Source organism: Pseudomonas ovata (assembly GCF_003131185.1).
Classification (GTDB): Bacteria; Pseudomonadota; Gammaproteobacteria; order Pseudomonadales; family Pseudomonadaceae; genus Aquipseudomonas; species Aquipseudomonas ovata.
The window spans coordinates 184,297-209,815 of the sequence record NZ_QFFU01000001.1; the positions used below are offsets into that span (position 1 = coordinate 184,297).

At 64.4% G+C, this 25,519-nt stretch carries 23 protein-coding genes; 12 read left to right on the forward strand and 11 right to left on the reverse strand.

What is annotated here, in order from left to right; genetic code table 11:
- Positions 1-17 precede the first annotated feature (17 nt).
- Complete coding sequence (nhaA, locus tag DGA31_RS00825; RefSeq protein ID WP_109511237.1) at positions 18-1,202, forward strand: Na+/H+ antiporter NhaA; 1,185 nt, start codon at positions 18-20, stop codon at positions 1,200-1,202.
- Between the two features lie 11 nt (positions 1,203-1,213).
- Here nhaA and DGA31_RS00830 read toward each other — a convergent pair whose 3' ends face one another.
- From DGA31_RS00830 to dinG, 5 genes are all read right to left on the reverse strand, one after another.
- Positions 1,214-1,678 carry an outer membrane lipoprotein gene (locus tag DGA31_RS00830; protein WP_109511238.1) on the reverse strand — a complete coding sequence of 155 codons (465 nt, stop codon included), beginning with the start codon at positions 1,676-1,678 and terminating at the stop codon, positions 1,214-1,216.
- A gap of 166 nt (positions 1,679-1,844) precedes the next feature.
- Positions 1,845-2,492 carry a pyridoxamine 5'-phosphate oxidase gene (pdxH, locus tag DGA31_RS00835; protein ID WP_109511239.1) on the reverse strand — a complete coding sequence of 216 codons (648 nt, stop codon included), beginning with the start codon at positions 2,490-2,492 and terminating at the stop codon, positions 1,845-1,847.
- Positions 2,493-2,622: 130 nt separating this feature from the next.
- Complete coding sequence (locus DGA31_RS00840) at positions 2,623-3,726, reverse strand: OmpA family protein (RefSeq protein WP_109511240.1); 1,104 nt, start codon at positions 3,724-3,726, stop codon at positions 2,623-2,625.
- Positions 3,727-3,879: 153 nt separating this feature from the next.
- Positions 3,880-5,028 (reverse strand): serine hydrolase domain-containing protein, encoded by a 1,149-nt coding sequence (locus DGA31_RS00845; RefSeq protein ID WP_109511241.1) that lies wholly within the window; start codon positions 5,026-5,028, stop codon positions 3,880-3,882.
- A gap of 118 nt (positions 5,029-5,146) precedes the next feature.
- Positions 5,147-7,291, reverse strand: a complete 2,145-nt coding sequence (gene dinG / locus DGA31_RS00850; protein ID WP_109511242.1) for an ATP-dependent DNA helicase DinG — start codon at positions 7,289-7,291, stop codon at positions 5,147-5,149.
- A 148-nt stretch (positions 7,292-7,439) separates the two neighbouring features.
- Here dinG and DGA31_RS00855 point away from each other — a divergent pair, with 148 nt between their 5' ends.
- Positions 7,440-7,904, forward strand: a complete 465-nt coding sequence (locus DGA31_RS00855; protein WP_109511243.1) for a CopD family protein — start codon at positions 7,440-7,442, stop codon at positions 7,902-7,904.
- Positions 7,905-7,913: 9 nt separating this feature from the next.
- Here the strand turns inward: DGA31_RS00855 and DGA31_RS00860 are convergent, their stop codons facing one another.
- From DGA31_RS00860 to DGA31_RS00870, 3 genes are all read right to left on the reverse strand, one after another.
- Positions 7,914-8,672, reverse strand: coding sequence for a hypothetical protein (locus DGA31_RS00860; RefSeq protein ID WP_056834759.1), 759 nt, complete (start codon positions 8,670-8,672; stop codon positions 7,914-7,916).
- Positions 8,665-8,940, reverse strand: coding sequence for a DUF1145 domain-containing protein (locus tag DGA31_RS00865; protein ID WP_109511244.1), 276 nt, complete (start codon positions 8,938-8,940; stop codon positions 8,665-8,667). Before DGA31_RS00865 ends, DGA31_RS00860 begins: the two co-directional genes overlap by 8 nt.
- A 154-nt stretch (positions 8,941-9,094) precedes the next feature.
- A complete protein-coding gene (locus DGA31_RS00870) occupies positions 9,095-9,802 on the reverse strand; it encodes a PA1041 family peptidoglycan-binding anchor lipoprotein (protein ID WP_056834755.1) in 708 nt (235 codons plus the stop codon).
- A 297-nt stretch (positions 9,803-10,099) separates the two neighbouring features.
- Between DGA31_RS00870 and DGA31_RS00875 the strand changes: the two genes are divergently transcribed.
- Positions 10,100-10,597, forward strand: a complete 498-nt coding sequence (locus DGA31_RS00875) for a DUF6231 family protein (protein WP_056834753.1) — start codon at positions 10,100-10,102, stop codon at positions 10,595-10,597.
- A gap of 3 nt (positions 10,598-10,600) precedes the next feature.
- On the forward strand, positions 10,601-11,071 hold the full coding sequence (locus tag DGA31_RS00880) for a YchJ family protein (protein ID WP_109511245.1): 471 nt from the start codon (positions 10,601-10,603) through the stop codon (positions 11,069-11,071).
- A gap of 163 nt (positions 11,072-11,234) precedes the next feature.
- Here the strand turns inward: DGA31_RS00880 and DGA31_RS00885 are convergent, their stop codons facing one another.
- On the reverse strand, positions 11,235-13,661 hold the full coding sequence (locus tag DGA31_RS00885) for a TonB-dependent receptor (RefSeq protein WP_109511246.1): 2,427 nt from the start codon (positions 13,659-13,661) through the stop codon (positions 11,235-11,237).
- A 96-nt stretch (positions 13,662-13,757) separates the two neighbouring features.
- Positions 13,758-14,297, reverse strand: a complete 540-nt coding sequence (locus DGA31_RS00890) for a hypothetical protein (protein WP_109511247.1) — start codon at positions 14,295-14,297, stop codon at positions 13,758-13,760.
- Positions 14,298-14,410: 113 nt separating this feature from the next.
- Between DGA31_RS00890 and DGA31_RS00895 the strand changes: the two genes are divergently transcribed.
- The 5 genes from DGA31_RS00895 (at position 14,411) to DGA31_RS00915 (ending at position 20,859) form a co-directional block, all read left to right on the forward strand.
- Positions 14,411-14,911, forward strand: coding sequence for an LEA/WHy family protein (locus tag DGA31_RS00895; protein ID WP_056834745.1), 501 nt, complete (start codon positions 14,411-14,413; stop codon positions 14,909-14,911).
- Positions 14,908-15,111 (forward strand): SEC-C metal-binding domain-containing protein, encoded by a 204-nt coding sequence (locus DGA31_RS00900; protein ID WP_056834744.1) that lies wholly within the window; start codon positions 14,908-14,910, stop codon positions 15,109-15,111. Before DGA31_RS00895 ends, DGA31_RS00900 begins: the two co-directional genes overlap by 4 nt.
- Before the next feature lie 166 nt (positions 15,112-15,277).
- Positions 15,278-17,755, forward strand: a complete 2,478-nt coding sequence (locus tag DGA31_RS00905) for a penicillin acylase family protein (protein WP_109511248.1) — start codon at positions 15,278-15,280, stop codon at positions 17,753-17,755.
- 146 nt (positions 17,756-17,901) lie between these two features.
- Positions 17,902-20,418 (forward strand): PAS domain S-box protein, encoded by a 2,517-nt coding sequence (locus tag DGA31_RS00910; RefSeq protein ID WP_241509502.1) that lies wholly within the window; start codon positions 17,902-17,904, stop codon positions 20,416-20,418.
- Between the two features lie 54 nt (positions 20,419-20,472).
- On the forward strand, positions 20,473-20,859 hold the full coding sequence (locus DGA31_RS00915) for a hypothetical protein (RefSeq protein ID WP_193551481.1): 387 nt from the start codon (positions 20,473-20,475) through the stop codon (positions 20,857-20,859).
- Here DGA31_RS00915 and DGA31_RS00920 read toward each other — a convergent pair.
- Positions 20,856-21,188 carry an antitoxin YezG family protein gene (locus tag DGA31_RS00920; RefSeq protein ID WP_109511250.1) on the reverse strand — a complete coding sequence of 111 codons (333 nt, stop codon included), beginning with the start codon at positions 21,186-21,188 and terminating at the stop codon, positions 20,856-20,858. The genes DGA31_RS00915 and DGA31_RS00920 overlap by 4 nt on opposite strands.
- Before the next feature lie 175 nt (positions 21,189-21,363).
- Between DGA31_RS00920 and DGA31_RS00925 the strand changes: the two genes are divergently transcribed.
- From DGA31_RS00925 to DGA31_RS00935, 3 genes are all read left to right on the forward strand, one after another.
- On the forward strand, positions 21,364-21,870 hold the full coding sequence (locus DGA31_RS00925) for a sigma-70 family RNA polymerase sigma factor (RefSeq protein WP_109511251.1): 507 nt from the start codon (positions 21,364-21,366) through the stop codon (positions 21,868-21,870).
- A complete protein-coding gene (locus DGA31_RS00930) occupies positions 21,867-22,817 on the forward strand; it encodes a FecR domain-containing protein (protein WP_109511252.1) in 951 nt (316 codons plus the stop codon). Before DGA31_RS00925 ends, DGA31_RS00930 begins: the two co-directional genes overlap by 4 nt.
- A gap of 113 nt (positions 22,818-22,930) precedes the next feature.
- The gene (locus DGA31_RS00935; RefSeq protein WP_109511253.1) at positions 22,931-25,393 is read left to right on the forward strand and encodes a TonB-dependent siderophore receptor; all 2,463 of its coding nucleotides are present in this window, start codon (positions 22,931-22,933) and stop codon (positions 25,391-25,393) included.
- Positions 25,394-25,519: the final 126 nt, after the last annotated feature.

Consider the following 25,519-nt stretch of genomic DNA (forward strand, 5'->3'; position numbering starts at 1 on the left):
CAGAGCGGTCCCGCCCCATGCGCCATACCATCATTCGCTTTTTCCAGCTCGAGGCAGCCGGCGGCCTGTTGCTGATTGCCGCAGCCGCCCTGGCCCTGATCATCAACAACTCGCCGCTGGCCTGGCTGTACAACGCTTTTCTGGAAACCCCGGTGGTCGCCGGCATCGGCGCCGTGCAGATCGCCAAGCCGCTGCTGCTGTGGATCAACGACGGGTTGATGGCCCTGTTCTTCCTGGTCATCGGCCTTGAGGTCAAGCGTGAAATCCTGGCAGGCCACCTGTCGAAACCCTCGCAAATCGTGCTGCCGGGCGCGGCGGCCATCGGTGGCATGCTGATACCGGCGCTGGTCTACGTGGCCCTCAACAGGCACGACACCACGGCCATGGCCGGTTGGGCCATCCCGATGGCCACCGACATCGCCTTCGCGCTGGGGGTACTGGCCTTGCTGGGCAAGCGCGTGCCGTTGTCGCTCAAGCTGTTTCTCATGACCCTGGCGATCATCGACGATCTGGGTGCGATCATTGTCATTGCGCTGTTTTATTCCGGCGAATTGTCCAGCATGGCCCTGAGCCTGGCGGCCGCCTCGCTGGTGGCGCTGGTGCTGATGAACCGCTTGGGGGTGGTGAGGCTGGCGCCCTACCTGCTGATTGGCGTGGTGCTCTGGGTGTGTGTGCTCAAGAGCGGCGTGCATGCCACGCTGGCAGGCGTTGCCCTGGCCTTCTGCATTCCGCTGCGCAATGCACAGAATCCGGCCAGGGAGGCATCCCCCCTGTTGATCCTGGAACACAGCCTGCACCCTTGGGTGGCCTTTGCTATCCTGCCGCTGTTCGCCTTTGCCAATGCCGGCGTACCACTGGCCGGACTGACCCTGGAAAGCTTTACCCACCCGGTAGCCATGGGCATTGCCGCAGGGCTGTTGGTGGGCAAGACGGTGGGAGTGTTCGGGCTGACCTGGCTGGCCGTGGCCTGTGGTCTGGCGAGGCTGCCCAACGGGGCGAACTGGGGCCAGGTGCTGGGCGTGTCGATCCTGTGCGGCATCGGCTTCACCATGAGCCTGTTCGTCGGCTCGCTGGCCTTCGAGGCCGGCGTCAGTCCATTTGCCGGCGTGGACCGCATGGGTATTCTCACCGGGTCGATCCTGGCGGCAGTGCTGGGCTATGGGGTCATGGCCCTGGCCAGCCGCCGGAACGAAACGGACTGATCAGCAGATGATCAGTGGGTGACGCGGCTGGTACCGTTGACGGTCATCACGCGCACGCGATCACCCACACGGAAAATTTCGTTTTCCTCGACCTGCTGCACGTAGGCGCGCATGCCGCCATCGTCTTCACGCACGGTGATTTCCACACCCTGGGTGCGGGTCAGGCCTTCTTCGGTCATCGACCCGAGCAGGCCACCGGCCACGGCACCGATCACCGCCGCCACGACACTGCCACGGCCACCGCCGATGGCGCTGCCGCCGACACCCCCGACCACCGCACCGGCACCGGCGCCGATCGGGGTCTTGGTGCCTTCGATCTTGACCGGGCGCAGCGACTCCACGGTGCCCAGGCGCACGGTCTGGACCGCGCGCGCCTCACTGCGCGAGTAGGAATCACCGGTCAGGTTTGACGTACAGCCACCCAGGGTCAAGGCCATGGCCGTGAAGGAAGCAACCAGCAGTTCAGACTTGCGCATAAGGGGTATCTCCAGAAGAACCAGTCGCCATTAAACGCCCACCCAGAGGGGACGTCACGGTGCCGGCTCGTACATATCGAATTCATTCAGGCGGCATACAGCACCCGCCCACACAGCTTAAGACGGCGTGGGCGGGGAATAATTCACCCACGGCAGGCGTCGTCGATCAGGGCGCCAGGCGCTCGCGAATCCAGGCGTCATCCTTTAAACGATAGTTCAAACGGTCATGCAGGCGGCTGGAGCGTCCCTGCCAGAACTCAATGCGGTCGGGCAACAGCCGGTAGCCGCCCCAATGCTCGGGACAATGCGGCAAGGTATCGAGAAAACGCTGCTCGGTTTCACGCAGCAGGTCCTGCAACTGGTCACGGTCGGCAATCACCCGGCTCTGTGGCGAAGCCCAGGCGCCGAGGCGGCTGCCCAGCGGACGAACCTGGTAATAGGCATCGGACTCCTGCGCACTGACCTTGACCACCCGCCCTTCGATGCGCACCTGGCGCTCCAGGGTCGGCCAGAAGAAGGTCATGGCGGCGAACGGCTGTGCCGCCAGTTGCTGGCCCTTGGCGCTGTCGTAGTTGGTGAAGAAGGTGAAGCCCTGACTGTCCAGCGCCTTGAGCAACAAGACGCGGCAATGCGGGCGACCGTCGGCATCGACCGTGGCCAGGGTCATGGCGTTGGCTTCCACCGGCGCCTGTTCGGTCTTGACCGCCTCGGTGAACCATTGGTGAAACAGGGCAAAGGGTTCGTCCGGCGCCTGGGCTTCGGTCAGGCCGTCACGGGTGTAGTCGCGGCGCATATCGGCCAGGGAAGAGGTCATGGGGCGGGGCTCCTTCGAAACGGTGCGAGGCCTGGCAGTTAAGCACAACCGCCTGGCAGCGGGTAGTTCGAAGCGCAGACCGTGCAGGCCTGCGCCCTCAAGCCGAGGACGCAGGCGGTACGGTCACAGGTCAGTTGCTGGCCTGGGTATTGCTTTTCTTGGCGGGCTCGGCTTTCTTGGCCGGGGCCTTCTTCGCCGGCGTAGCGGCTTTCTTGGCTACAGTGGCTTTCTTGGCCGTTTCTTTCTTGGCCGGGGCGGCCTTTTTCGCCGCGGGTGCCGGGGCGGCCGGCTTGGCGTCCTGCACGGCGACCATGGTCGGTGCAACCGCTGGCACTTCGTAGCGGCTCATCAGGGCGCGCATGGTGTCTTGTGGAGTCAGCAGGATTTCCACACGGCGGTTGAGCGCACGACCCTGCGGGCTGTCATTGGCGGCACGCGGCATGACCGCGCCCATGCCACGGTTGCTCAGACGATTACGCTCAAGACCACTGAGGCGGAAGATGGCAGAGATCGACTGCGCGCGTTCCTGGCTGATTTTCTGATTGGCGGCCGCAGCACCGGTGGTGTCGGCATGGCCCAGGATCAGTACAGCCGTCTTCGGGTCGGCCTCGACCGCCTTGGCCAGGCGGGTGATCGGACCCAGGCTCACCGGCAGCAGCATGGCGGGGCGATCCGGGTTGAACGAGCCGTCGACCGGCGCGGTGACGATCAGCAGGTCTTCACGACGCTCGACCTGAAAATTGCTGTCCTTGATGGCCAGACGCACGCGTGGCTCGTACTCGTCCAGCCAGGCCTGGGTGATCTTGGGATCCGGCATCGGCAGGGCCTTGGCCGCCTGTGGCGTGTCGGCGCTGTTGCTGGCGCCGAACGGCCACCACCACTTGCTGTCGGTCTCGGACTTGGCCACCAGGGCCGGCGCCGGCTTGGCCTCGGGTTTCTGCGCTGCCTTGTCGGCCGAGGGTTGCGCCTTGGCATCGGCGGTCGCGTCCGAGCCGAATGGCCAGTACCACTTGCTGTCGCTCTCGGACTTGGCGGCTACCGCCGGCGCCGGCTTGACCTCAGGCTTTTGCGCAGCCTTGCCTGCGGCCTCTTGCGGGCTGGCATCAGCGGTGGCTTCGGAACTGAACGGCCAGTACCAGGGGCCTGCAGCACTGGCAGAGTCGGTTTTTGGCGTTTGGGCGCAGCCGGTCACGGCGATGCACAGGGCAAGAACGAGGCTTTTATTCACGGACATGGAAGGCCTACAGCAAGATTGATCAGACAGAAGAACGCAGGAGCGTCCATATAACACGCATCACGGCTGCGTTGGAAAAAGAAACCGTCCTGTGGTTCAGGTTCGGCCTCATTAACTGACAGTCGGTATTTTACAAGTACTTATGGGCGATTGTTATTGCAAAGACTCACGCAGCACCGCCACCAGTTTCTGCGCCCTGGGGTCCATCAGCACGTAAGGGCCCAGGGTATTGGTCACAAAACCGAAGGCCACGTCGTAATCGGGGTCGGCAAAACCCACCGAGCCGCCCGCCCCCGGATGGCCGAAGGCCCGCGGCCCGAGCCCGTAGGTGGCGTTGGCCACCTCGGGCTGGTCGAGCATGCAGCCCAAGCCGAAGCGGGTCGAGGTCAACAGGGTACGGTCCTGGCCCACGCTGTGTTCACGGGTCAGTTCGTTGAGCATGTCAGAGCCCAGCAGGCTGCCGTCGAGCAGGCCGGCATAGAAGCCCGCCAGGCTGCGTGCATGACCATGCCCGTTGGCGGCAGGTTGCTGGAAACGGCGCCACTCGGGTTTGTTGGTGCTGGTCAGGATCGACGGCGGGTTGGTGAAGGCACGGGCCGTGATCGAGTCAGGCTCGCGCATCGTGGCATGCAGCAAGCGCTGGGCGGCGTCATCGCCGGCATTGCCCTTGCCACGGGCGATGTGCGCCACCCGGTGGAATTCTTCGTCGGCAAGACCAATATGAAAGTCCAGCCCCAGTGGGCGGGCCACCCGCGCCACAATCGCATCGCCCGGCTGGCGACCGTCGGCGCGGCGCAACATCTCGCCCACCAGCCAGCCATAGGTGATCGCGGCATAGCCGTGTTCCTGGCCGGGCGTCCACCACGGGGTCTCGGCGGCCAGTGCCGCGGTCATGGTGTCCCATTGGTAAAGGGCCTCGGCGGGCAGGGTCTCGCGCAGCGCCGGCAGGCCGGCCCGGTGACACAGCAACTGGCGCAGGGTGATCGACGCCTTGCCGGCGGCGGCGAACTCAGGCCAGAGACGGGCCACGGGTTCATCGAGGTGGAGCTTGCCCTCCTCGACCAGTTGCAGGGCCGTCACGGCGGCAAAGGGCTTGGTGCAGGAAAACAGGTTGGCGAGGGTATCGCTGTGCCAGGCCTCACTGCCCTGCTGGTCGGCCGTACCGGCCCACAGGTCGAGCACGGTGCGGCCACCGACCTGGATGCACAAGGCCGCGCCTCGCTCCTGGGGGCCGTCGAACAACGCCGCGAACGCTTCGCGCACAGCTTCGAATTCAAGCTCGAAATGACCCTGGATCTGCAATGGGGGGCTCCTTATCAAGGTCTTCGCGGCGGCTCCTGCATTGAACCGCAGGAGCCGCCGCGAAGGCCCGACACAAAATTGGCCTGCATTGTTCCAGTGTTTGCAGGCGTTGTGAACCTCAGGAAATCTCGCGATGAAACGGCGGCAGCGCATTGAGAATCGCCTTGCCATAGCGCTGGGTGACCACCCGGCGATCGAGCAAGGTGATGGTGCCGCGATCAGCCTCGGTGCGCAGCAGCCGGCCACAGGCCTGGATCAGGCGCAGCGAGGCGTCGGGCACGGCGATTTCCATGAACGGATTGCCCCCGCGCGCCTCGATCCATTCGGCCAGCGCGGCTTCGACCGGATCGTCCGGCACCGCGAAAGGAATCTTGGCGATCACCACATGCTCGCAATAGGCGCCGGGCAGGTCGACCCCTTCGGCAAAGCTGGCCAGGCCGAACAGCACGCTGGACTCGCCGCTGTCGACCCGCGCCTTGTGCTTGTTCAGCGTTTCCTGTTTGGACAGGTTGCCCTGGATGAATACCTGCTTGCGCCAGTCGCGCTCCAGGCCATCGAACACGTCCTGCATCTGCCGACGTGACGAGAACAGCACCAGGCTGCCGCGCGAACCTTCGACCAGCGCGGGCAAGTCACGAATGATCGCGGCCGTGTGCGCGGGCGCATCGCGCGGGTCGGCCTTGAGGTCCGGCACCCGCAACACGCCGGCGTCGGCATGGTGGAAGGGGCTGGGCACCACGGCGGTGACCGCGTCCCGAGGCAGGCCGGCGCGCATGCGGTAGCGGTCGAACTTGCCCAGTGCCGTCAGGGTGGCCGAGGTCACCAGTGCCGCATAAGCGACATTCCACAGGTTGCGCCGCAGCATCTCGGCGGCCAGGATCGGGCTGGCGTTGACTTCGATATCGAACAGCGCACCGCTGTCGGCCAGGGTCAGCCAGCGGGCCATGGGCGGGTTGTCTTCGGGGTCTTCAGCGGTAAATGCCGTCCACAGTTCCCAGTTGCCCTCGGCACGCGCCAGCAGGCTGCCGAACAGCGGATACCACTCTTCGGCCTGGTGGCTGGCGATGCCGATGCTCACCTCGCCGTCCATGCCCTCTTTAAGCAGGTCGGTCAGGCGCGTGAACAGGTCGTTGAGGCGTGAAAAGCCCTTCTTGAGTTCGATGCCAATGTCGCGAATGTGCTCCGGGATGACCCCGCCGATAAAGCGGTGGCGCGGCCGCTCGCGGCCTTCCATGTCTTCACCGGCACGAAAGTCGGCCAGTTGCTCGCAGGCGGCGAACATGAACTGCTGCTGGCCCTTGATCTCCCGAGCCAGCTCAGGCACCTGTTCGATCAGGCGCCCCAAGTCACCGGGCAGGGTGTGCTGGGCCAGCAGTTTGGTCAGGTTCTTGGCGGTCTGCTCCAGCCAGTCGGCGGTGGAGCGCAGCCGGGTGTAATGAGCGAAGTGACCGATGGCCTTGTCGGGCAGGTGATGGCCTTCGTCGAACACGTACATGGTGTCGCGCGGGTCGGGCAATACCGCACCGCCGCCCAGCGCCAGGTCAGCCAGGACCATGTCGTGGTTGGTGACGATCACATCGACCTTGCCCATGCCTTCGCGGGCCTTGTAGAAGGCGCACTGCTGGAAGTTGGGGCAATGGCGTGTGGTGCACTGGCTGTGGTCGGTGGTCAGGCGTGACCAGGTCTGATCTTCCAGCTCCTGGGGCCAGCTGTCGCGGTCGCCGTCCCATTTGTTGCCGGCCAGTTTCTGCAACATGCTGTGGAACAGCTTCTGGCTGGCTTCGTCGACTTCGATCTTGAAGCCTTCCTCTTCGAACAGTTGCGCAGTGGCATTGGTCTGGTCGCCCTCCTGCAGCAGCATGTCGAGCTTGGACAGGCACATGTAGCGCCCGCGCCCCTTGGCCAGGGCGAAGCTGAAATTCAGCCCGCTGTTGCGCATCAGGTCGGGCAGGTCCTTGTAGACGATCTGCTCCTGCAGGGCGACCGTGGCGGTGGCGATCACCAACCGCTTGCCGGCCGCCTTGGCCGCGGGAATCGAGGCGATGGCATAGGCGACGGTCTTGCCGGTACCGGTGCCCGCCTCCACCGCGACCACGGCCGGGTCGCCCAGGCGGCGGCCTTCGTCGTCGGTTTTTACATCACCCAGCACCTTGGCCACCTCGGCGATCATCAGGCGCTGGCCATAGCGCGGCTTGAGGCTTTTGGCTTCCAGAAAACGCGTGTAGGCGCCCTGGATCTGGGATTTGAGTTCTGTGGTGATCATCGGCTCGGTTCAGACGCAGCCCTGAAAGGCTGGATAAATTTTCAGTGTTTGCGGGTGGGCGCTATCATAGCGCGCTATTTTCAATCGCGCAGAACGCGCATTGGTAAAAAACGTTACAGCCGGCCGAACGGCACCTCTGGAGTTTTGCATGACCGCCTTCGCTTCTGTCTACACCCTGCACGTCCTGGCCGCCCTGGTCTGGGTCGGCGGCATGTTTTTCGCCTGGATGGTGCTGCGCCCGGCCATCATCGCAGCGCTTGAGGGGCCGACGCGCCTGAAGCTGTGGGTCGAGGTGTTCCCGCGCTTTTTCGTCTGGGTCTGGGCCGCGGTGGTGGTGTTGCCGGTGACCGGGGTCGGCATGGTCCACCTCAACTACCCGAGCCTTGAGCATGCGCCGCGCTACGTGCAGGTGATGATGGGCCTGTATGTGGTAATGGTCGCGCTGTTTCTGCGCATTCATTCGTTACAGTTGCCCGAGCTGAAAAAAGCCGTGCAGGCCCAGCAATGGGCCGAAGGCGCGGCGGTGCTGGGGCGCATTCGGCGGCTGGTGGGCATCAACCTGTTGATTGGTCTGGCGGTGGTGGCGATTGCCGCAGCCCGGCCTTCGCTGTAAAGGGCCGGCTTAAAACCGCTGCACACTCACAGTGCCCGCCGGCCCCGCGCTGCCGGCCTGACCGGCCTGGCCCGACACACCGGCCTTGCCGCCGTCGGCACGGTAGACGATGCAACCCTTGGAATCACCCCCCTTGCCGGCCTTGCCGCCGCTGCCGCCAGGCCCGCCGGCACCGCCGTCGACATTGACCTTGATGCGTTCGGCGGCATACGCCAGTGGCAGCTCCAGGCGCACCTGGCCGCCGGGCGCGCCGTTATGGCCATTGCTTCCGGCATCACCGTCATACCCTCGACCGGCCTGCCCCCAGGTGCAGCCCGGCGCCTGGCCATTGGCGCCATCGAGGCCGACAAAACCCGGCGCACCAGCGCCGCCCCGGGCGTCCACCGACAACTGCTCGGCGTCCAGTTGCTGCACGCGCAACGTCAGCGTGCGTCCTGGCGTGGCGAACTTCTGGTAAGTGCCAGGTGCACCACGGGCAGTGATCTGGCTGCCGCTGCCCAACTGTGCGTGGCTCACCTGCACGCTCAGCGGCTGGGCACTGGGCACGATGGCGATACGCGCTTCATGGCCGAGCAGCAGTTGCCCGACCTTCAGTTCGGTGACGCCGCCCGGCACCAGCAAGGTGCCATAATCGGCGACCTCAAGACGATCGAGCTGCAAGGTGGTGCCGCTGGCCGGCAGGCGCATCAGCGAGTTGGCCTCGACCACCAGGGTCTGGGCCATGGCCATCGGGCTGCACAAGGCGGTGAGCAACAGCAATTTACGCATGACGGTTTCCGAGGTGGGAGCGGCCGATGGCCTGGAGATGAAAGATGCCGAACAGGATGATCTTGCCGCGATCACGCCACGGGTGCGTGCGCCCGCGCAAGCTGGCATTGAAGAACAGCACTTCGAAGACATGAATGAGCAGGATCAGCAGGGCGGCCATCGAGATAAGCGCACCGAACGGTTTGGGCGTATCGATCACCGCACTGACCAGCACCACGATCCAGAACCCCAGCGTCAACAGTTTGCCCAGCCCCCAGAACAGCTTCATGTCATGCCCCCGATCGTTGTAATGCCTGCCTTTTCCAGCACGCACAGTAACGCCAAGCATAAGGACTATGCCAGCGCCGATACAGCATTGAACACACGGGACAGACTGCCGGCCTGGCCCTCAAGGGCCAGGCCGCAGATCGAAGGCAGGAGCGTTAGCGGTTGATCTTGATTTCCACGCGGCGGTTCTGCGCACGGCCGTCGGCGGTGCTGTTATCGGCCACGGGACGGGCCTCGCCCTCACCGCTCACCGAGACGAACGAGGCGCGCGGGATGCCGGCACCGATCAGGTAGTCGGTGACCGAATGGGCACGACGATCGGAAAGCTTCTGGTTGTAGGCATCGCTGCCGACGCTGTCGGTATGGCCGGTCACGCGCAATTGCACATTGGGGGCCTCGTTACGCAGGCGAGTGGCTACCGCGTCCAGGCCATTGCGGTCCGAAGGGGTCAGGCGCGCCGAGTCGAACTCGAACAGCACTTCCTTGTTGATCACGATGACTTCTTCGCTCGGTGGTGGCACCGGAGCGACCGGCATGACTTCAGGGGCCGGCGGCGGGAACGGGCAACCGGTGGCGTCGACCGGTGTGCCTCGTGGCGTATCGGGGCACTTGTCGACGCTGTTCATCACGCCGTCGCCATCGTCGTCGCCATCACCGTGCACCCAGCAATAGGCACCGGCCATTACCCCCACCGCGCCACCCAGGCTGGCCGCCACGGCCGCCGTCTGGAATGCACCCACCGCCGCCCCGCCGAGAAAGCCACCGGCGGCGCATTTGGGCCAATCGGTCTTTTGCAGACCGGCACAGCCGGTCAACACGCTGGTCACCAGAATCAAAGGTACTGCTGTCCGAAACATGGTCATTATTGTTTACTCCCATGGGGCGGCGGTTCTGCCGCTGATGCGACGGCACTTTGCCATTGCGCTAAGGTTTGTCCGTTGTGAATTCAAGAAGGTTCACCCCCCGCAAGCATTTAAGTTCATGGACCGGTGATCTGCTTGCAGATGCAGTTTTGGCCTTGAATCCGGGCGACGGCCAAGCTTTTAAGCCAAGGCCTGAAATAGACGCGTGCGTGTCGAACGCCAACCTGATCCAGTAGACTGCGCAGGCGTGTTTCTTTCATTGCCAGGCTGTCTTGCAGGCTTTCACGAGGATTTTTGATGACCGCCGGTTTTTCTACCCGCACGCCCCAGCAGGCGCTGGCCGCCCTGCTCGACCGCTACGCCCCGCAGCGTCTGTTGCTGATCGGTGCCCATGAGTTTCCGGCCCTGCAGGCGTTTCGCGAAGCGCACCCCGAGACGGAAGTGGCGGTAAGTGCGCCAGGCCCGCTGCCGGCCGAACTGGCCGCACAACGCTTCGACCTGGCAATAGTGGTCGATTGCCTGGAACACATTCCGCGCCGTGAAGGCTTGCAGTTGCTGGGCGGCATCCGCAACCTCAATGCCAGCCGCATCGCGGTGCTGGCCGACCTGGTGGCCTGCGGCTGGCAGGAAACCGATTTCTTCTCCCTGGCCCTGCAGGCCAGCGAACGCTTTGCCCGTGACGAACAGGTCCTGACGCTGTTCACCTACGACTTGCGCGAATACAAGCAGGTGCCTGACTGGCTGAACGCGAAGTTCTGGGCCAACCCGGAAAACTTTGGCAAATACTGGTGGTGATCGATGAGTAGTACAAGTTGCCCCTGCGGCAGCGGGGACCTGTTGCTGGCCTGCTGCGACCGTTACCACGGCGGCCTGCCGGCGCCCTGCGCCGAAAAACTGATGCGCTCGCGCTACAGCGCCTATGTGCTGGGGCGGGTGGATTACCTGCTGGCTACCACACTGCCGGCGCAGCAACCAGGCCTGGACCGCGAGGCGATTGCCCGGTGGAGCGCGCAGAGCACCTGGCTGGGGCTGGAGGTGGAAGACACCGAGGTGCTGGGCGGCAAGCCCGAGCATGCCTTCGTGACCTTCACCGCCCGCTGGCATGACGAAAGCGGCGAACACAGCCACCGCGAACGCTCGGCCTTCGTGCAGAGCCAGGGGCGCTGGTACTTCATCGACCCCACGGTCGCGTTCAAGGCCGGGCGCAACGATACCTGCCCGTGCGGCAGCGAACAGAAGTTCAAGAAGTGCTGCGCGGGGTATGTCTGACAGACCTGCGCCGCCGGTTCGTCAGCATTCGCGACTGCTGATCGCTCCAATGGTTGTGCCGCGCCCAGACCCTGCGCACGCCACCTATCCCGTAGGAGCGACCAACGGTCGCGAAAGAGTCTCAGCATTCGCGTTCGCGACCGCTGCCCCTGTCAGCCGGCGATCAAAACTCCAGTTGGGCCGAGAACGTCACGGTGCGTGGGTCGCCCAGGTAACTGCTGTTGAGCCAGTACTCCTTATTGGTCAGGTTGCTGACATTCATGCGCAAGGTCAGGTCGTTCTGTGAAATGTTCATCCGGTAGCGGGCGCCGGCGTCGAAGGTGGTGAAGGCCGGCAGGTCATAGTCATTGGCCAGATCGGTGTACTGCTTGCCGGTGTAGAACGCGCCACCGGTCAGGGCCAGGCCCGGCACCGGATTGAGGTCGTATTCGGCATACACCTTGGCCAGTTGCTTGGCGACATTGGTCGGCACATTGCCGTCGTTGGCGGCCACGCCGGTTTTCTTCACCTGCGGATCGAGCAAGGTAAAACCGCCCACCACGGTCAGCTCAGGCAGCACCTTGCCGGTCACGCTGAATTCCAGGCCGTTGTTCTCCTGGCGACCATCGACCACATAGACGTTACCGCCGGTGGTGTAGCCGTTGGGCTTCTCGATATTGAACAGCGCCAGGGTCAGCAGGGTTTCACCGAACGTGGCCTTGGCGCCGATTTCATACTGTTCGCTGACTTGCGGGGCAAAGGTCTGGCCGGCATTGGCCGTGCCGCTGGGCGCCACGCCGCCGGACTGCAGGCCTTCGATGTAGGTCACGTAGGTGGTCAGCCAGGGCACTGGCTTGTAGATCAGCGAGAGGCTGGGCGAGGTCTCGCTCTGGTCATAGCGCGTCTCGGTCTCGGGGCTGCCGAAGGCCCGGGCGTAGACGAACTCGTTGGCGTAGGTCTTGATCCGGGTATGGGTCACGCCAAGGATGGTCGACCATTGCTCGTTGAAGGTGATGACATCGCCGATCAAAAAGTTGTTGGTCTCGGTGACATTGGCCAGGCGCTGGTCACCATGGCCGATGGAGTAGGACGGCTTGCCGACCTGCGGCCGCTCGCTCAGCGGGATTTCACCGACTGGCGAGACGTATTGCGGGCCCGGGTACGGAATGTGGTCTTCGTACTGGCGCTGGCGCGAAGTATTGCCCTGGTAACCGGCGGTCAGCTTGTGACCGATAAACCCGGTATCAAAGGCCGCATCCAGAAACAGGTAGCCGGTCTTCTCTTCGGTGTCGATGGGCGCGAAGGCGTACAACGGCTGCGAATAGCGGCCGGCACTGTAGACGGTCGGGCCGGTGTAGGCGTTCTTGCTGGTGTATTGCGTGGCATAGAACGCGCCGCGCAAGGTGAAGGTGTCGTCCAGGCGCCAGGTGCCGCGCACACCGGCCTTGTCGCTTTCGAAGTCGGAGTACGACCATTTCTGGCTGTACAGCTCGTCGTTCTTCAATGACGCAGCGCTGGGGCGAAACGCTTCATTGCCGAAATACCAGTAGCTGCTCAGGCCACGCTGTTCGGTTTTCTTGTGCGAGGCATCGAACTGCAGCAGCAGGTCGTCGGTGACGTTCCAGTCCAGCGCCACCGAAAGCATTTCGCGGCGGCGCTTGTTCATGTCGATGGCGGTCTCGCCGTCCTGGGTCAGGACGTTGACGCGGTAGGCAAACCGGCCCTCAGGGTCGATCGGGCCGCCGAAATCACCGTGCAGGTAATAGTTGTCGCCACCGGCATTGCCCAGGGTCACGCTGTTGTAGCGCTCGTAGGTCGGGCGCTTGAGCACGTAGTTGACCAGCCCGCCCGGTGAGGCCGGGCCATACAGGAAGCCGCTCAAGCCGGTGATGATTTCCACCTGCTCCTGCTCTTCGAGGTAATTGTTGCCGTCGGCGCCATTGGTGAAGCGCAGGCCGTCATTGGCGATATTCAGGCTGCCGGCGCTGCTGAAGCCGCGCATGTTCACGGCACTGGCGTAGCCTGCGCTGGTGGGCGAGTACATCTGGGTGAACGGGTTGTGCTTGATCACATCGTCCAGCGAGGTGGCCTGGATGTTCTTGAGCATGGCCTGGGGCATGACGCTCATCGAATACGGTGTGTCCTGCAGCTTCATGCTGCCCAGCGCGCCGACGTTGCTGACATTCTCGCTGCGATAGCCCGCCGCCTCGCTGCCTTCACGGGCCGTGGCGCTGGCATTGATGTTCACATCCGAAAGGTTGATCGCGCCGCTTTCGATCGCCATCAGCGTGTAGGTCCCGGCGCCGCTCTGCACCAGTTGCAGGCCGGTGCCGCGCAACGCCTCGCGCAAGGCAGACGGCGCATCGTACTGGCCACGCACTTGCGCACTGCGCTTGCCGGCCACCAGCGCAGGGTCCAGGCTCAGGGCCAGGCCGCCCTGGCTGGCAATCTGGTTCAGGGTGCCGGCCAGGGCACCGGCCGGCAGGTCATAGGCGCTGACACCGCTTGCCTGGCTGGCCGCCATCAGGGCGGGGCTGGCCAACGGCGTACCAAGGGCAATGGCGACGGCCAGCAGGCCGGGCCGTAATACGGTGTCGAGAGAGCGGGACATGGAGCAACTCCGGTCGGGAATACAGGTCGATGTCCCCTAGCCGGATGAAAAGCGAAAAGTGACAGGGCCGGTGCAATATTTTCTGGCCTGTTGTTTTCAGCGCAACTTGAGATGCGAAGTGTCCGGCGGCGGACCGGCCGGTGGCCTCTTCGCCTGGCCCATGTCACTGCCGGCCGGTGCCAGGCTCAGGCCGGTCAGGTCCAGCCGTGGCGCCTGGGGCGCAGGCCTGGGGTCCTGCATCGGGCTGCCGACCTCGGCCAGCGACAGGTCCGGGGCATCGACGGCAGCGAACGCGGCCATATAGTTGTCGCGCGGCACCACTTGCAACCGTCCGTCGGCCGGCCTGGCCTTTTTCAGCCACGTGGGTGCGTCCGGCGGCGGCGCCAGCTCCACTTCTTCTATGTGTGGCGGCATCTCGAGCATCTCGACCAAAGCACCGGCACGCGCCAGGGTGGAACGGTATTTTTCCGCCGCCTGGGCATCAAGATTGTTCTTGAGCACCAGCCGGCGCCCGGAAAACAGCAGGGTCATGCGCTGGGCATCGGCCTGGAACAACCGGGCCAGGTTGGCTTTGACATTATCGGGCTGGGCGCCTTCGAGCACCTGACCGCTGAAGACGATCTCGTAAAAGGGCATTATGGGCACTCTTCACCATGTGGCCCGAGTATGGCGCAGCGTCAATCGCAGCGACAAGCCGAGGGGCTGGACGGTCCATCCCCTTGCCACCGATGTCGTGAACGGAGCGCACCATGACCACTCAACACCCCATGCACAGAACCCTGATGATCGTCTTTTTGCTGTGCGGGCTCAGCGGGTGCTCCAGCTGGTGGGGCGCATCGGCCTATCAGCCGCCGCATGTGCGCCTGCTCAAGGTCGAGGCGGTCAAGATTCGCCTGCTGCAACAGGACCTGCGCCTGTATTTCGAGATCGACAACCCCAATGACACTCGCCTGCTGGTGCGCAGCCTGCGCTACACGGTGGAGCTCGACGGCATGCCGCTGATCGACGACAAGGTCAGCGACTGGTTTTTTGTCGCCGGCAACAGCCATGAAGTGCTGGTGGTGCCGGTGCGCACCAACCTGTGGCGCTACGCCAAGCCCATTGCCCAGCGCCTCAAGCACCGCGACCGGCCGATCCCCTACCGGCTCGAAGGCAAGCTCAAGACCGGCCTGCTGTTCAGGGACAGCGTGCGTATTGGCTTCAATGGCGAGATACTACCCGCCGATTCAATGACGGAGTACCCCAGATGAACCAGCCCCATGTCCATGGCCCTGACTGCAACCACGACCATGATCATGACCATCACGCCCATGATCACGGTCATGTCCATGGTCCGCACTGCAACCACGCCCCTCAGGAGCCGGTGCGCAACACCCTGAAGGATGTCGGTCGCAACGACCCGTGCCCGTGCGGCAGCGACAAGAAGTTCAAGAAGTGCCACGGCGCCTGATACAACGCCTCGCTTCACGTCAACGGCCTGCCTTGCAGGCCGTTTTCATGCGTGGGTAATGCCTTGGGAAATATTCCGCAATAAACCTCGCCTGCGCGCTTGCGCGTCGCCAGCCTGCTCTCTAACGTAGCGACCTTTGCAGTTGCCTCGTCGCCGGAGTTTCGCCATGGCCTCGCCCGCCTCGTTTCATGCCTTTTCCCGTTTTGGTACCGCCGCCCTGGCCACCACTTTTCTGGGCCTTGCCGGCTGCCAGTTGGGCGGTGGCGATGCCTCGACCCTGTTGCCTGACGCTGGCACCTTTGCGGTCAAGGGGCTGGCACAGAACGTCTCGGTAAGGCGTAACCCGCAGGGCATGGCACTGATTGAAAGCAGCTCGTTCCATGACGCGCTGTTTACCCTGGGCTACGTGCATGCCGGCGACCGCATCGGGCAGATGCTGCATATGCGTTTGCTGGCCCAGGGGCGACTGGCCGAGGTGGCGGGTGCCGAGGCGTTGCCGGTCGACCGGCTGATGCGCGCGGCCAACCTCAAGCGCAGTGCCAGTGAGCTGTACAAGGCCTCGTCGCCGCGCCTGCAGCGGTTCTTCGAAGTCTATGCCCGCGGCGTCAACGCCTATCTGTTCCGCTACCGCGACAAGCTGCCGGGCGACCTGGCCAGTGCCGGCATGCGCCTGGAGTACTGGCAGCCTGAGGATTCGGCGCTGATCTTCAGCCTGCTGAGCTTCAATCTGTCGGTCAACCTGCAACAGGAACTGGCCGCCCTGGCCCTCAACCAGAAAGTCGGCGCCGACCGGCTCGCCTGGCTGCTGCCGACCTACCCCGACGAGGCCTTGCCGGTGGCCGAGGCCGAAAAGCTCAAGGGCCTGAGCCTGGCCGGGCAAGCATCGGCGCTCAACGACCTGAACAAGGTGGCGATGCAACTGGCGGACTTCAACCTGCTGGGCGCTGCCGCTTCAAGTAACTGGGCGCTGGCGCCGCCACGCACCCGCAGCGGCGTCAGCCTGCTGGCCGGCGAGATGCAGGTGCCGGCCGGCCCCGCCTCGGCCTGGAGCCTGGTGCAGATTCGCGCACCCAAGTACCAGGTGTCCGGCGTGACCCTGGCCGGCATGCCGCTGTTTCTCAGCGGTTTCAACGGCAAGCTGGCCTGGAGCATGGGCAACCTCAAGGGCGACAACCAGGACCTGTTTCTGGAAAAGCTCGGCCGCGACAACAATCGCCTGATGTACCAGGCCGACGGCAAGTGGCTGCCAGCGGCCAGTCATCAGGAAACCTTCCTGGTCAAGGGCGGCCAGCCGGTGCGCGAGACCGTCTATGCCACCCGCCACGGCACCTTGCTCGACGCCGGCCAGTCGGCCAATGCGCTGGGCCTGGCGCTGCAGATGCCGGACTTCAAGGACGACAAGAGCCTGGACGCGTTCTTCGATCTGTCGCGGGCCGGCACAGTCGACAAAGGCTTCGACAGCACCCGCGAGATCCGCGCCATCGGCCTGAACATGGTGTTTGCCACCGCCTCCAATATTGCCTGGCAGGTGACCGGTCGTTACCCGAACCGCCGCGATGGCCAGGGCCTGGTGCCGTCACCGGGCTGGGACAGCCGTTACGACTGGGACGGCTTTGCCGACGCCATGCTGCACCCCTACGACCAGGACCCGCGCCAGGGCTGGCTGGGCACCGCCAATAACCGCGTGATCCCCAAGGGCTATGGCATGCAGCTGTCCAACACCTGGGGCTACCCGGAACGCGCCGAACGCCTGGCCGAAGTGGCCGGCAACGGCAAGCATGACAGCCGCAGCAGCATTGCCCTGCAAAACGACCAGACCACGCCCCTGGCGGCAAAACTCAAGCAGATGTTCGAGGCGCCCGGCATGATCAAGCCGCTCAAGCAGGCCATCGATGCCCTGCCCGAGACCGACCGCGCCAAGGCCCGCGAGGCCTACAGCCGGCTGATGGCCTTCGACGGCAAGCTGAGCGCCACCTCGGCCGATGCGGCGCTGTTCGAGCTGTTCCTGCAGCAGAGTGCGCAGCAGATCTTTGCCGATGAACTGGGCCCGACCGACAGCCCGGCCTGGCAGGCACTGGTGACCCAGGCCCGCTCGGCCTGGTCGCCGCAGGTCGATCACCTGCTGGGCCGCGAGGACAGCCCGTTCTGGAACGACACCCGCACCCCGCAGCAGGAAGACAAGCCAGCCATCCTGGCGCGCAGCCTGGCGGCCACGATCACTGCCGGCGAAAGCCGGTTGGGCCAGGACCGCAAGGCATGGCAATGGGGCAACCTGCATCGTCTGGACTGGACGCCCTCACGCGCCCCGTTGGCGCGTTATCTGGGCGACGACGGCAACTTTGCGCGTGGGGCGGCGGTGCCGATCGGTGGCGACAACACCACGCTCAACGCCACGCCAGTGGCCTGGGGCCAGGACTTTGACACACGACCGGTCGCCAGCCTGCGCATGCTGGTCGACTTCAGTCAGGCCGAGCCACTGCAGGCGCAGGTTTCCACCGGTCAGTCCGGCAACCCGGCCAGCCCCTACCACGCCAACAGTATCGAGGCCTGGTTCAAGGGCCAGTACACCACCCTGCCGTTGCAACAGCAGAACTATGAGCGCGGCTACGGTAAACAGCGCCTGACCCTGACCCCGGAAAAATAACCCGCACGGCCGCCTTGCACCTGCTGCGAGCGCGGCCGTATCGACCTTTTGGGGAACATCCATCCCCCTTTGCCGCTCTAACCGCCAGATCACTTATTCCACCCTGTGCCACTCGAGCCTACTCAGTCATGGAACTGCTCAGCAGGATGAATACTGGCGAAGCCGCGCCCTGCACCTGGGATTTTCTTGCCCACGGCGGGGAAATGAGTGCGCTGTTGCAAAACGGTGCCTTGGCACATTCTCCCCTGGGCATGCCCGACCAGTGGCCGGCCAGCCTGAAAACCCTGATGAGCACCGTCTTGCCGGTGCAGGCGCAGATCGTGGTGTTCTGGGGCCCGGAGTATGTCGCGCTGTACAACGACGCGTATGCGCCGACCATCGGCAACAAGCACCCCGCCGCCCTCGGCCGGCCGGCCATCGAGCACTGGCGTGAACTGTGGGACGACCTGGAACCGCTGCTGCGCGGGGTACGCGAGACCGGCCAGACCTTTTCGGCAAAGGACCGGCCGTTCTATATCGAGCGCCATGGTCGCGGTGAAAACGTCTGGTTCGATGTGTCCTACTCGGCCGTGCGCGAAGCCGACGGCTCGGTGGGCGGCGTGCTGTGCATCGTCACCGAGACCACCGAGCGGGTGCAGTTCGAGCGGCGCCAGGCCTTTGCCCTGGAGCTGGGCAAGCTTTTGCCTTCGATCACCGCGCCCAGGCAGATGCAGACCCTGGTGCTCACACGGCTGTGCGAGGTGTTGGGCGATGCACAGGCCTTTCTGGTCGAGAGCGCCAGCGCCGATGACCGGCTTTCGCCTCACGCCCCTTCTGACACGCCTGAGCTGTGCCTGCCCTTGCAACTGGATGCGCAACAACTGACGCCGTTGCTTGCAGGCAAAAGCGTACTTCAGGTGGCGCCTGAACAGGGCGTCAGCCTCGCACCCGCGTCACGCCTGCTGGTGCCGGTGCTGCGTCACGGCCAGCTTGAGGCGGTGCTTGATGTGCAGCGCAACCGCTCGACCGGCTTCGACAGCCACGAGGTCCTGCTGGCCGAGGAAGCCGCCAAGCTGGGCTGGCTGTGGATCGATCATGCCCGTGCCGAGGCAGCCTTGCGCACCAGTTCGGCGCAGTTGTCGGCGATGTTTGACCAGGCCGGCGCCGGCATTGCTGTCTGTGACTCAAGCGGCGCCCTGGTGCGGGTCAATGATCAGTACTGCACCATCGTCGGCCGCCGCCGTGAGGACCTGCTCCAGCGGCCCATCGAAACCATCACCCACCCTGATGACGCCACGCTGCATACCCTGGCCGGCGGGCATAACCTCGACAACGCCACCCCTTTCGAAATCACCAAGCGCTATACCCGCCCCGACGGCCGCCTGGTCTGGGTACAGAACCACATCACGCCGCTGCATGATGACCAGCAACAATTCAATGGCTTGCTGTGCGTGTGCGTCGACATCAGTGCGCGCATCCAGGCCGAGCTTGAACTGCGCGAGCTCAATGACAGCCTTGAACAGCGTGTGGCCGCCAGCCTTGCCGAGCGCGAGCAGGCCATCGTGCAGTTGCACGAGTCGCGCAAGCTGGAAATGATCGGCCAGCTCAGCGGCGGCATGGCCCACGATTTCAACAATCTGCTGACCCCGATCATGGCTTCGCTGGAGCTGATTCGCCGGCGCTCGCCTGACCCGCAGCACAGCCGCCTGATCGACGGCGCGTTGCAGGCGGCCGACCGGGCACGCATCCTGGTGGGTCGCCTGCTGACCTTCGGCCGGCGCCAGACCCTCAAGCCACAGGCCGTGGCCCTGCACAGCCTGATCAACAACATGAACGAACTGGTCGAGCGTTCGCTGGGGCCATTGTTCGAGGTGCTGATCGACATTCCCGAACAACTGCCAGCGGTGTTCGTCGACCCGCACCAACTGGAATTGTCAGTGCTCAACCTGGCCGTCAACGCCCGCGATGCGATGGATGAGGGCGGGCAACTGAGCATCACCGCCGACCTGGCAGTCGTCAGCGACGGCCAGGTCAACGGCCTGGGCGCCGGTCACTATGTGCAACTGGTGGTGGCCGATAATGGCCGCGGCATGGACGAAGAAACCCTCAAGCACTGCGTCGAGCCGTTCTATTCGACCAAGGGCGTGGGCAAGGGCACGGGACTGGGCCTGTCGATGGTGCAGGGCCTGGCGCTGCAATCGGGCGGCGGCTTCGACATCACCTCGCAGGATGGCCAGGGCACGCAGGTGATGCTCTGGCTGCCGGTGACCGAAGCGGCTGTCGCCCGTGAAACCGACGCGCAGGCCAGCGCACCGGTCGCGCCCTGCCCCACGCATATTCTGCTGGTCGATGACGAAGACCTGGCGCGCTACGCCACGGCCCTGCAACTGCGCGACCTGGGCTACCAGGTGACCGACACGGCCACGGCGCACAATGCCCTGCAGATGATCGAAGCCGGCCTGCGCCCCGACCTGCTGATCACCGATCACCTCATGGCCAACAAGACCGGCGCGCAACTGGCCGTCGAAGTCCGCCAGTCGATACCGGACCTGCCGGTGTTGATCATCACCGGCTATGCCAACCTCAAGCCTGCGCAGTTGCAGGCATTTGAAGTGCTGGCCAAGCCGTTTCGCCGTGACGATATTGCGGCACGGGTGGCGCAGTTGATCGAGCGTTCGGTGTAGTCGCCCTTCCCCTTCCATTGGCCGCTCGACACCGCGTGCGGCTCAAGAGGTTCCATGGCCATTGCCATCTACTGCACCGCCATGAGCGATACCCCGCTGACACCTGATCAGCAAGCCGAAGCCACGGCCATCGCCGGGCGTTTCAGCAAGGATCGATCCATTGAGGATTATCTGGCCAGCGGCGAGGGCCTGAACTGGTCGTCGTTTGATCTGGATGTCAATGCCACCTACGACGCCGTGCACGACAAATACACGGTCCTGAGCGGTTCAAGCACGTTGCCCGACAACACCGATGAGGCCACCTGGATCGGCGTGCAGCACTGGTGCCTGTGTTTGAGCCAGTTGCGCAACGCGTTGCCGGCCTGTGAGTGGCGCGTGGCGGTCGAGGACCATGTGATCGAGTGGGACGTCGCCCTGTCGGCCTACGACCCCGGCCGTTAATCGTAGGTGAAATCCACACTGACCCTGGCACTGTCGAGTGGCAGGGTGACCTGGCAGCCGCTCCAGGGCTGGCCACCGGCATACAGGCCGTTGACCACGAAGAACTCGCGCAACCGGGCCAGCAGCATCAGGATGTCGTGATCGGTACGGGCATTGGGCGACATGAATGCCTGCAACTCACCCTGCTCGTCCAGGTAGTTGAACTGCAGCCTGGCATGGTCGGCCTCGCGGGAAACCCAGGCATCCAGATACGCCACACAGGCGCGCTTGGGCACAATGGCCAGCAAGATCTCGCCCAACTCCTGATAAATCGCATCGTCCCTTGTCATGGCTCACCTGATTCATTTCGTCGCACGGTCAGAGGCAATGAACGTGCAAAAGTTTCCTGTTTTACCGTATCAATGACCGCAGCGGTGCGTTTGTTGCCGGGATGCACAAGGCAAGCCTTATTGATTTGAGAATCATTACCATTTATCTTGCGCGCTTCTTCAGGGAGAGTGCGCCGTGGGCAACGATCATCTCGGGCTTTTGTACGCAGAGCACAACAGTTGGCTCAAGGGCTGGCTGTATCGCCGGCTGGGCTGCTGCAGCCAGGCCGCGGACCTGGCGCAAGACACCTTCATGCGGCTGCTGCAAGCACAGCGCAAAGCCGCGCACCCCCTGAACCTTACACGCCCACGCGCCTATCTGGCGACCGTCGGCCGGCGCCTGGTGTATGACCACCTGCGCCGTCAATCGCTGGAGCAGGCGTACCTGGACATGCTCGCACTGATGCCCGAGACCCTGGCGCTGTCGCCGCAGGACCTGTGGCAGATGCGCGAGACCCTGTCGGCGCTGGACGCGCTGCTCGACACCTTCAAGCCCGTCGTGCGCACGGTGTTTCTGCTCGCCCAGCTGGAAGGGCTGAACTACGCGCAGATCGCCCGCCAACTGGAGATTGGCGAGCGTACGGTCAAGCGGCACATGGCCCAGGCCTTCGAGGCCTGCATCCTGTTCGAGTGGGATCAATGATGGAGGCGCCGATCAGCCGCGACGTCGCCCGGCAAGCCGCGCACTGGCTGATGCTGATGCACGACGGCCCGCTCAGTGCCAGCCAGCAGCAGGCCTGCGATCGCTGGCGCTGCGCCGAGCCGGAACATGAACGCGCCTGGCAGCGGGTCCAGCGGGTCCAGCAGCAACTGGGGCTGCTGCCGCCGCCCATGGCCATGGGCACCCTGAATCGCCAGCGACGCCAGGCACTCAAGACCTTGCTGGTGCTGGCCGCGGTATTGCCGGCCGGCTACCTGGGCTATCGCTCTGCGCCGTGGCGCGAATGGACCGCTGACTACCGCACCGCCGTGGGCGAGCGCCGGCAGATCGAACTGGCTGACGGCAGCCTGCTCGACCTCAATACCGACACCGCCGTGGATGTGCATTTCAGCGCGCAACAGCGCTTGATCCGCTTGCTGCGTGGCGAGTTGCTGATCAAGAGCGGCGCCGACCGTGACAGCCCGGTGCATCGACCCTTGAGTGTCGAAAGCCGGGACGGCCGGATGCAGGCCTTGGGCACCCGTTTCAGCGTACGCCAGCGTGAGGCGCAAACGCAGTTGGCGGTGTTCGAAGGTCAGGTGCGCGCCAGCCCGAAGCAAGGCGTGCCCAGGGTGGTCAGCGCCGGCGAACAGGTCCGCTTCAATGCAACCGGCATCGGACCGACGCAGACCGCCATCGAGCAGGACACGCTATGGAGCAAGGGCCGGTTGATCGCCGACGACATGCCGCTGGAGGATTTTATACGGGAGCTGGGGCGCTACCGTCCCGGCCTGTTGCGCTGCGATCCCTCGATACGCGGATTGCACATCAGCGGCGGCTTTCAACTGGACAACACCGACGCCATTCTCGCGGCGCTACCGACCACCCTCCCGGTGCAGGTCCTGGCCCGGACGCGCTACTGGGTCACGGTGAAATCGGCCGGGCCATGAGTGCCATCCGGCCGCGCCTGCGATGGCGGAGCAGCAAAAATAAACTGGCCCCTTTTTTCGGGTCATCAGTCCTTTGATATGAATCTGCCAACTCTAATCGAAGGACACACTTCATGAGTCACCGCTCGCCTCCATCGCCCCTCGTACCCGGCAAGCGCCGCCTGCTGGCACTGTGTGTGTTCGCCGCCGCGCTCAATGGCCTGCCTGCTGCCGGCTGGGCGGCGCCGGCCAGCGGTACGCATCCTTACAGCATCCAGGCCACCCGCCTGTCGCAGGCACTGGCGCAGTTCGCCGCCCAGGCGCAGGTGACGGTGCAGTTCGCCCCGGAGCTGACCCGTGGCCTGTCCTCGAAAGGACTCAACGGCCCGTTCAGCGTGGAACAAGGCCTGGCCACGTTACTGGCCGGCTCCGGGCTTGAAGCCGTGCGTTTGAGCGAGGGCGTGTATGGGCTGGCCAGGCGGGCCGACGCAAGCGCAGGCGATGCGCTGACCCTGGGCGCCACGACGGTTTCCGGCACAGCCCTTGAGTCGGCGTGGGGACCGGTCGAGGGCATCGTGGCCAGACGCAGCGCCAGCGGCAGCAAGACCGACAGCGCGCTGAGCGAAATCCCGCAGACCATCAACGTGGTCACCCGCGACGAAATCACGCTGCGCGGCGCCAGGACCGTGACCGAAGCCCTGCGCTACACCCCGGGCATGACCGATGGCGGTTTCTCGGACCGGGTCAAGGTGTTCGACGAGCCCACCTCGCGCGGCTTCTCGCCCACCCCGCTGTACCTCGATGGCCTGCACCTGCCCTACGGCGGCGGCAGCACCGGCGGCGCCCTGCAGATCGACCCGTACACCCTGGAACGCATCGAGGTGCTCAAGGGCCCGGCCTCGGTGCTGTACGGCCAGAACCAGCCCGGCGGTATCGTCAATATGGTCAGCAAGCGCCCGACCGCCACACCGCTGCATGAAATCAAGCTGGGCGGTGGCAGCTTTGACCGCAAGTACGGCGCCTTCGATGTGGCCGGCCCGCTCGACGATCAGGGCCAGTGGTTGTATCGCCTGAACGGCGTGGTCAACGACAGCGGCTCGTCCATCGACTATGCCGACCAGAATCGCCTGCTGCTGGCGCCAAGCCTGACCTGGCTTGCCAACGAACGCACCCGCATCACCCTGTTCGCCCAGTACCAGAAAGACCGCGACACCCCCGAAGCCCAGGGCCTGCCGGCCTACGGCACGCTGTACAGCACGCCCAACGGACGCATCAGCCGCTCGCTGTTCATCGGCGAGCCGGGGGTGAACCGCTACGATCGCGAGCAGTTCGTGGTCGGCTATGAAGCGGCCTTCGAACTCAACGACGTCTGGACCCTCAGGCAGAACGCCCGCTACGCCTACGTCGACGACCGCTATGTGGCACCGCTGCACGGCTATGCCTTTCCCGCCAACCCGGTCACCGGCCTGAACGACCGCAGCTACCAGACCCGCTACGGAGTGGATTGGGCGCAGACCAACAAGGTCTACGGCATCGATAACATCGCCCAGGCGAAATTCACCACCGGCGCGCTGGACCACACCGTGTTGCTGGGCCTGGATTACTACCACTTCAACTCGCAGTTTCTGGGTCGCTACGACCGCAGCGGCGCAGGCATCGACCTGTACAACCCGGTGTATGGCAGTGCGTTCAACTTCACCGCGCCCTATCGCTGGGACAACACCATCCGCCAGACCGGCCTCTATGCCCAGGAACAACTGCGCTGGAACAACTGGTTCCTGAACCTGGGCGGTCGTTATGATTTTGCCGAGACCGATAACAAGGCGCCGCTGGCCGGCACCCACAGTAACGTCAAGGATGAGCAGTTCACGGGCCGCGCCGGCCTGGGTTATCAGTTCGACAATGGCCTGACGCCGTACATCAGCTACGCCGAATCGTTCTTGCCGCAGACCGGCACTGACGCCAGTGGCAGCCCGTTCGAGCCTACCAGCGGCAAACAGTACGAAGCGGGCATCAAGTACGAGCCCCAGGCCATCGACGGGTTTATCCAGCTGTCGGTGTACCAGATCGACCAGGAAAACATGCTCACCACCGACCTGGCCAACCCGATGTTCAGCACCCAGAGCGGTGCCGTACGCTCACGCGGCGTAGAGCTGGAAGGCAAGCTCAATGTCACGCAGAACCTGCGCCTGATGGCGGCCGTGTCGCGCAACCAGAACAAATGGCACAGCAGCAACGACGGCCGTGAAGGCCGGACCGTGGCCTCGCGTCCGCCGCTGACCGCCTCGGCCTGGGTCGACTACCGTTTCGATGCCAGCCCCCTGGCCGGGCTGGGCGCCGGACTGGGCGTGCGTTATGTGCGTGGCAACTACGGTTCCGACTATGACGACGCCTTCCAGATTCCGTCCTACACCGTGTATGACGCGATGCTGTCCTACGACCTGGAAAAATCCCCACTGCACGTCAAGGGTGTGGCGCTCAAGCTCAACCTGGAAAACCTGACGGACAAGAAATACGTCAGCAGCTGCGGCAGCGACCTGGACTGTTATTACGGCCAGAACCGCACGTTGACAGCGGACGTCACCTACAACTGGTGATGGCATGAGTCCGACGTCCCCCGCAGGAACGCGGGGGCGGCCATCCGTCTTGCCCGCGACCGGCTGCGCAGCAGTCGTAAAATTGCAGCGTTTCATCAATTTTGTGGCCGCTTCGCGCCCAGTCGC

Coding starts and splice junctions, on each gene's coding strand:
- DGA31_RS00830 (WP_109511238.1), bottom strand. CDS start 1,678: ATGCGCAAGTCTGAACTGCTGGTTGCTTCCTTCACGGCCATGGCCTTG.
- DGA31_RS00910 (WP_241509502.1), top strand. CDS start 17,902: ATGAATACTGGCGAAGCCGCGCCCTGCACCTGGGATTTTCTTGCCCAC.
- DGA31_RS00880 (WP_109511245.1), top strand. CDS start 10,601: ATGAGTAGTACAAGTTGCCCCTGCGGCAGCGGGGACCTGTTGCTGGCC.
- dinG (WP_109511242.1), bottom strand. CDS start 7,291: ATGATCACCACAGAACTCAAATCCCAGATCCAGGGCGCCTACACGCGT.
- DGA31_RS00885 (WP_109511246.1), bottom strand. CDS start 13,661: ATGTCCCGCTCTCTCGACACCGTATTACGGCCCGGCCTGCTGGCCGTC.
- DGA31_RS00900 (WP_056834744.1), top strand. CDS start 14,908: ATGAACCAGCCCCATGTCCATGGCCCTGACTGCAACCACGACCATGAT.
- DGA31_RS00865 (WP_109511244.1), bottom strand. CDS start 8,940: ATGAAGCTGTTCTGGGGGCTGGGCAAACTGTTGACGCTGGGGTTCTGG.
- DGA31_RS00855 (WP_109511243.1), top strand. CDS start 7,440: ATGACCGCCTTCGCTTCTGTCTACACCCTGCACGTCCTGGCCGCCCTG.
- DGA31_RS00860 (WP_056834759.1), bottom strand. CDS start 8,672: ATGCGTAAATTGCTGTTGCTCACCGCCTTGTGCAGCCCGATGGCCATG.
- DGA31_RS00930 (WP_109511252.1), top strand. CDS start 21,867: ATGATGGAGGCGCCGATCAGCCGCGACGTCGCCCGGCAAGCCGCGCAC.
- DGA31_RS00870 (WP_056834755.1), bottom strand. CDS start 9,802: ATGACCATGTTTCGGACAGCAGTACCTTTGATTCTGGTGACCAGCGTG.
- DGA31_RS00890 (WP_109511247.1), bottom strand. CDS start 14,297: ATGCCCTTTTACGAGATCGTCTTCAGCGGTCAGGTGCTCGAAGGCGCC.
- DGA31_RS00875 (WP_056834753.1), top strand. CDS start 10,100: ATGACCGCCGGTTTTTCTACCCGCACGCCCCAGCAGGCGCTGGCCGCC.
- DGA31_RS00895 (WP_056834745.1), top strand. CDS start 14,411: ATGACCACTCAACACCCCATGCACAGAACCCTGATGATCGTCTTTTTG.
- DGA31_RS00935 (WP_109511253.1), top strand. CDS start 22,931: ATGAGTCACCGCTCGCCTCCATCGCCCCTCGTACCCGGCAAGCGCCGC.
- DGA31_RS00840 (WP_109511240.1), bottom strand. CDS start 3,726: ATGTCCGTGAATAAAAGCCTCGTTCTTGCCCTGTGCATCGCCGTGACC.
- DGA31_RS00905 (WP_109511248.1), top strand. CDS start 15,278: ATGGCCTCGCCCGCCTCGTTTCATGCCTTTTCCCGTTTTGGTACCGCC.
- DGA31_RS00920 (WP_109511250.1), bottom strand. CDS start 21,188: ATGACAAGGGACGATGCGATTTATCAGGAGTTGGGCGAGATCTTGCTG.
- nhaA (WP_109511237.1), top strand. CDS start 18: ATGCGCCATACCATCATTCGCTTTTTCCAGCTCGAGGCAGCCGGCGGC.
- pdxH (WP_109511239.1), bottom strand. CDS start 2,492: ATGACCTCTTCCCTGGCCGATATGCGCCGCGACTACACCCGTGACGGC.
- DGA31_RS00915 (WP_193551481.1), top strand. CDS start 20,473: ATGGCCATTGCCATCTACTGCACCGCCATGAGCGATACCCCGCTGACA.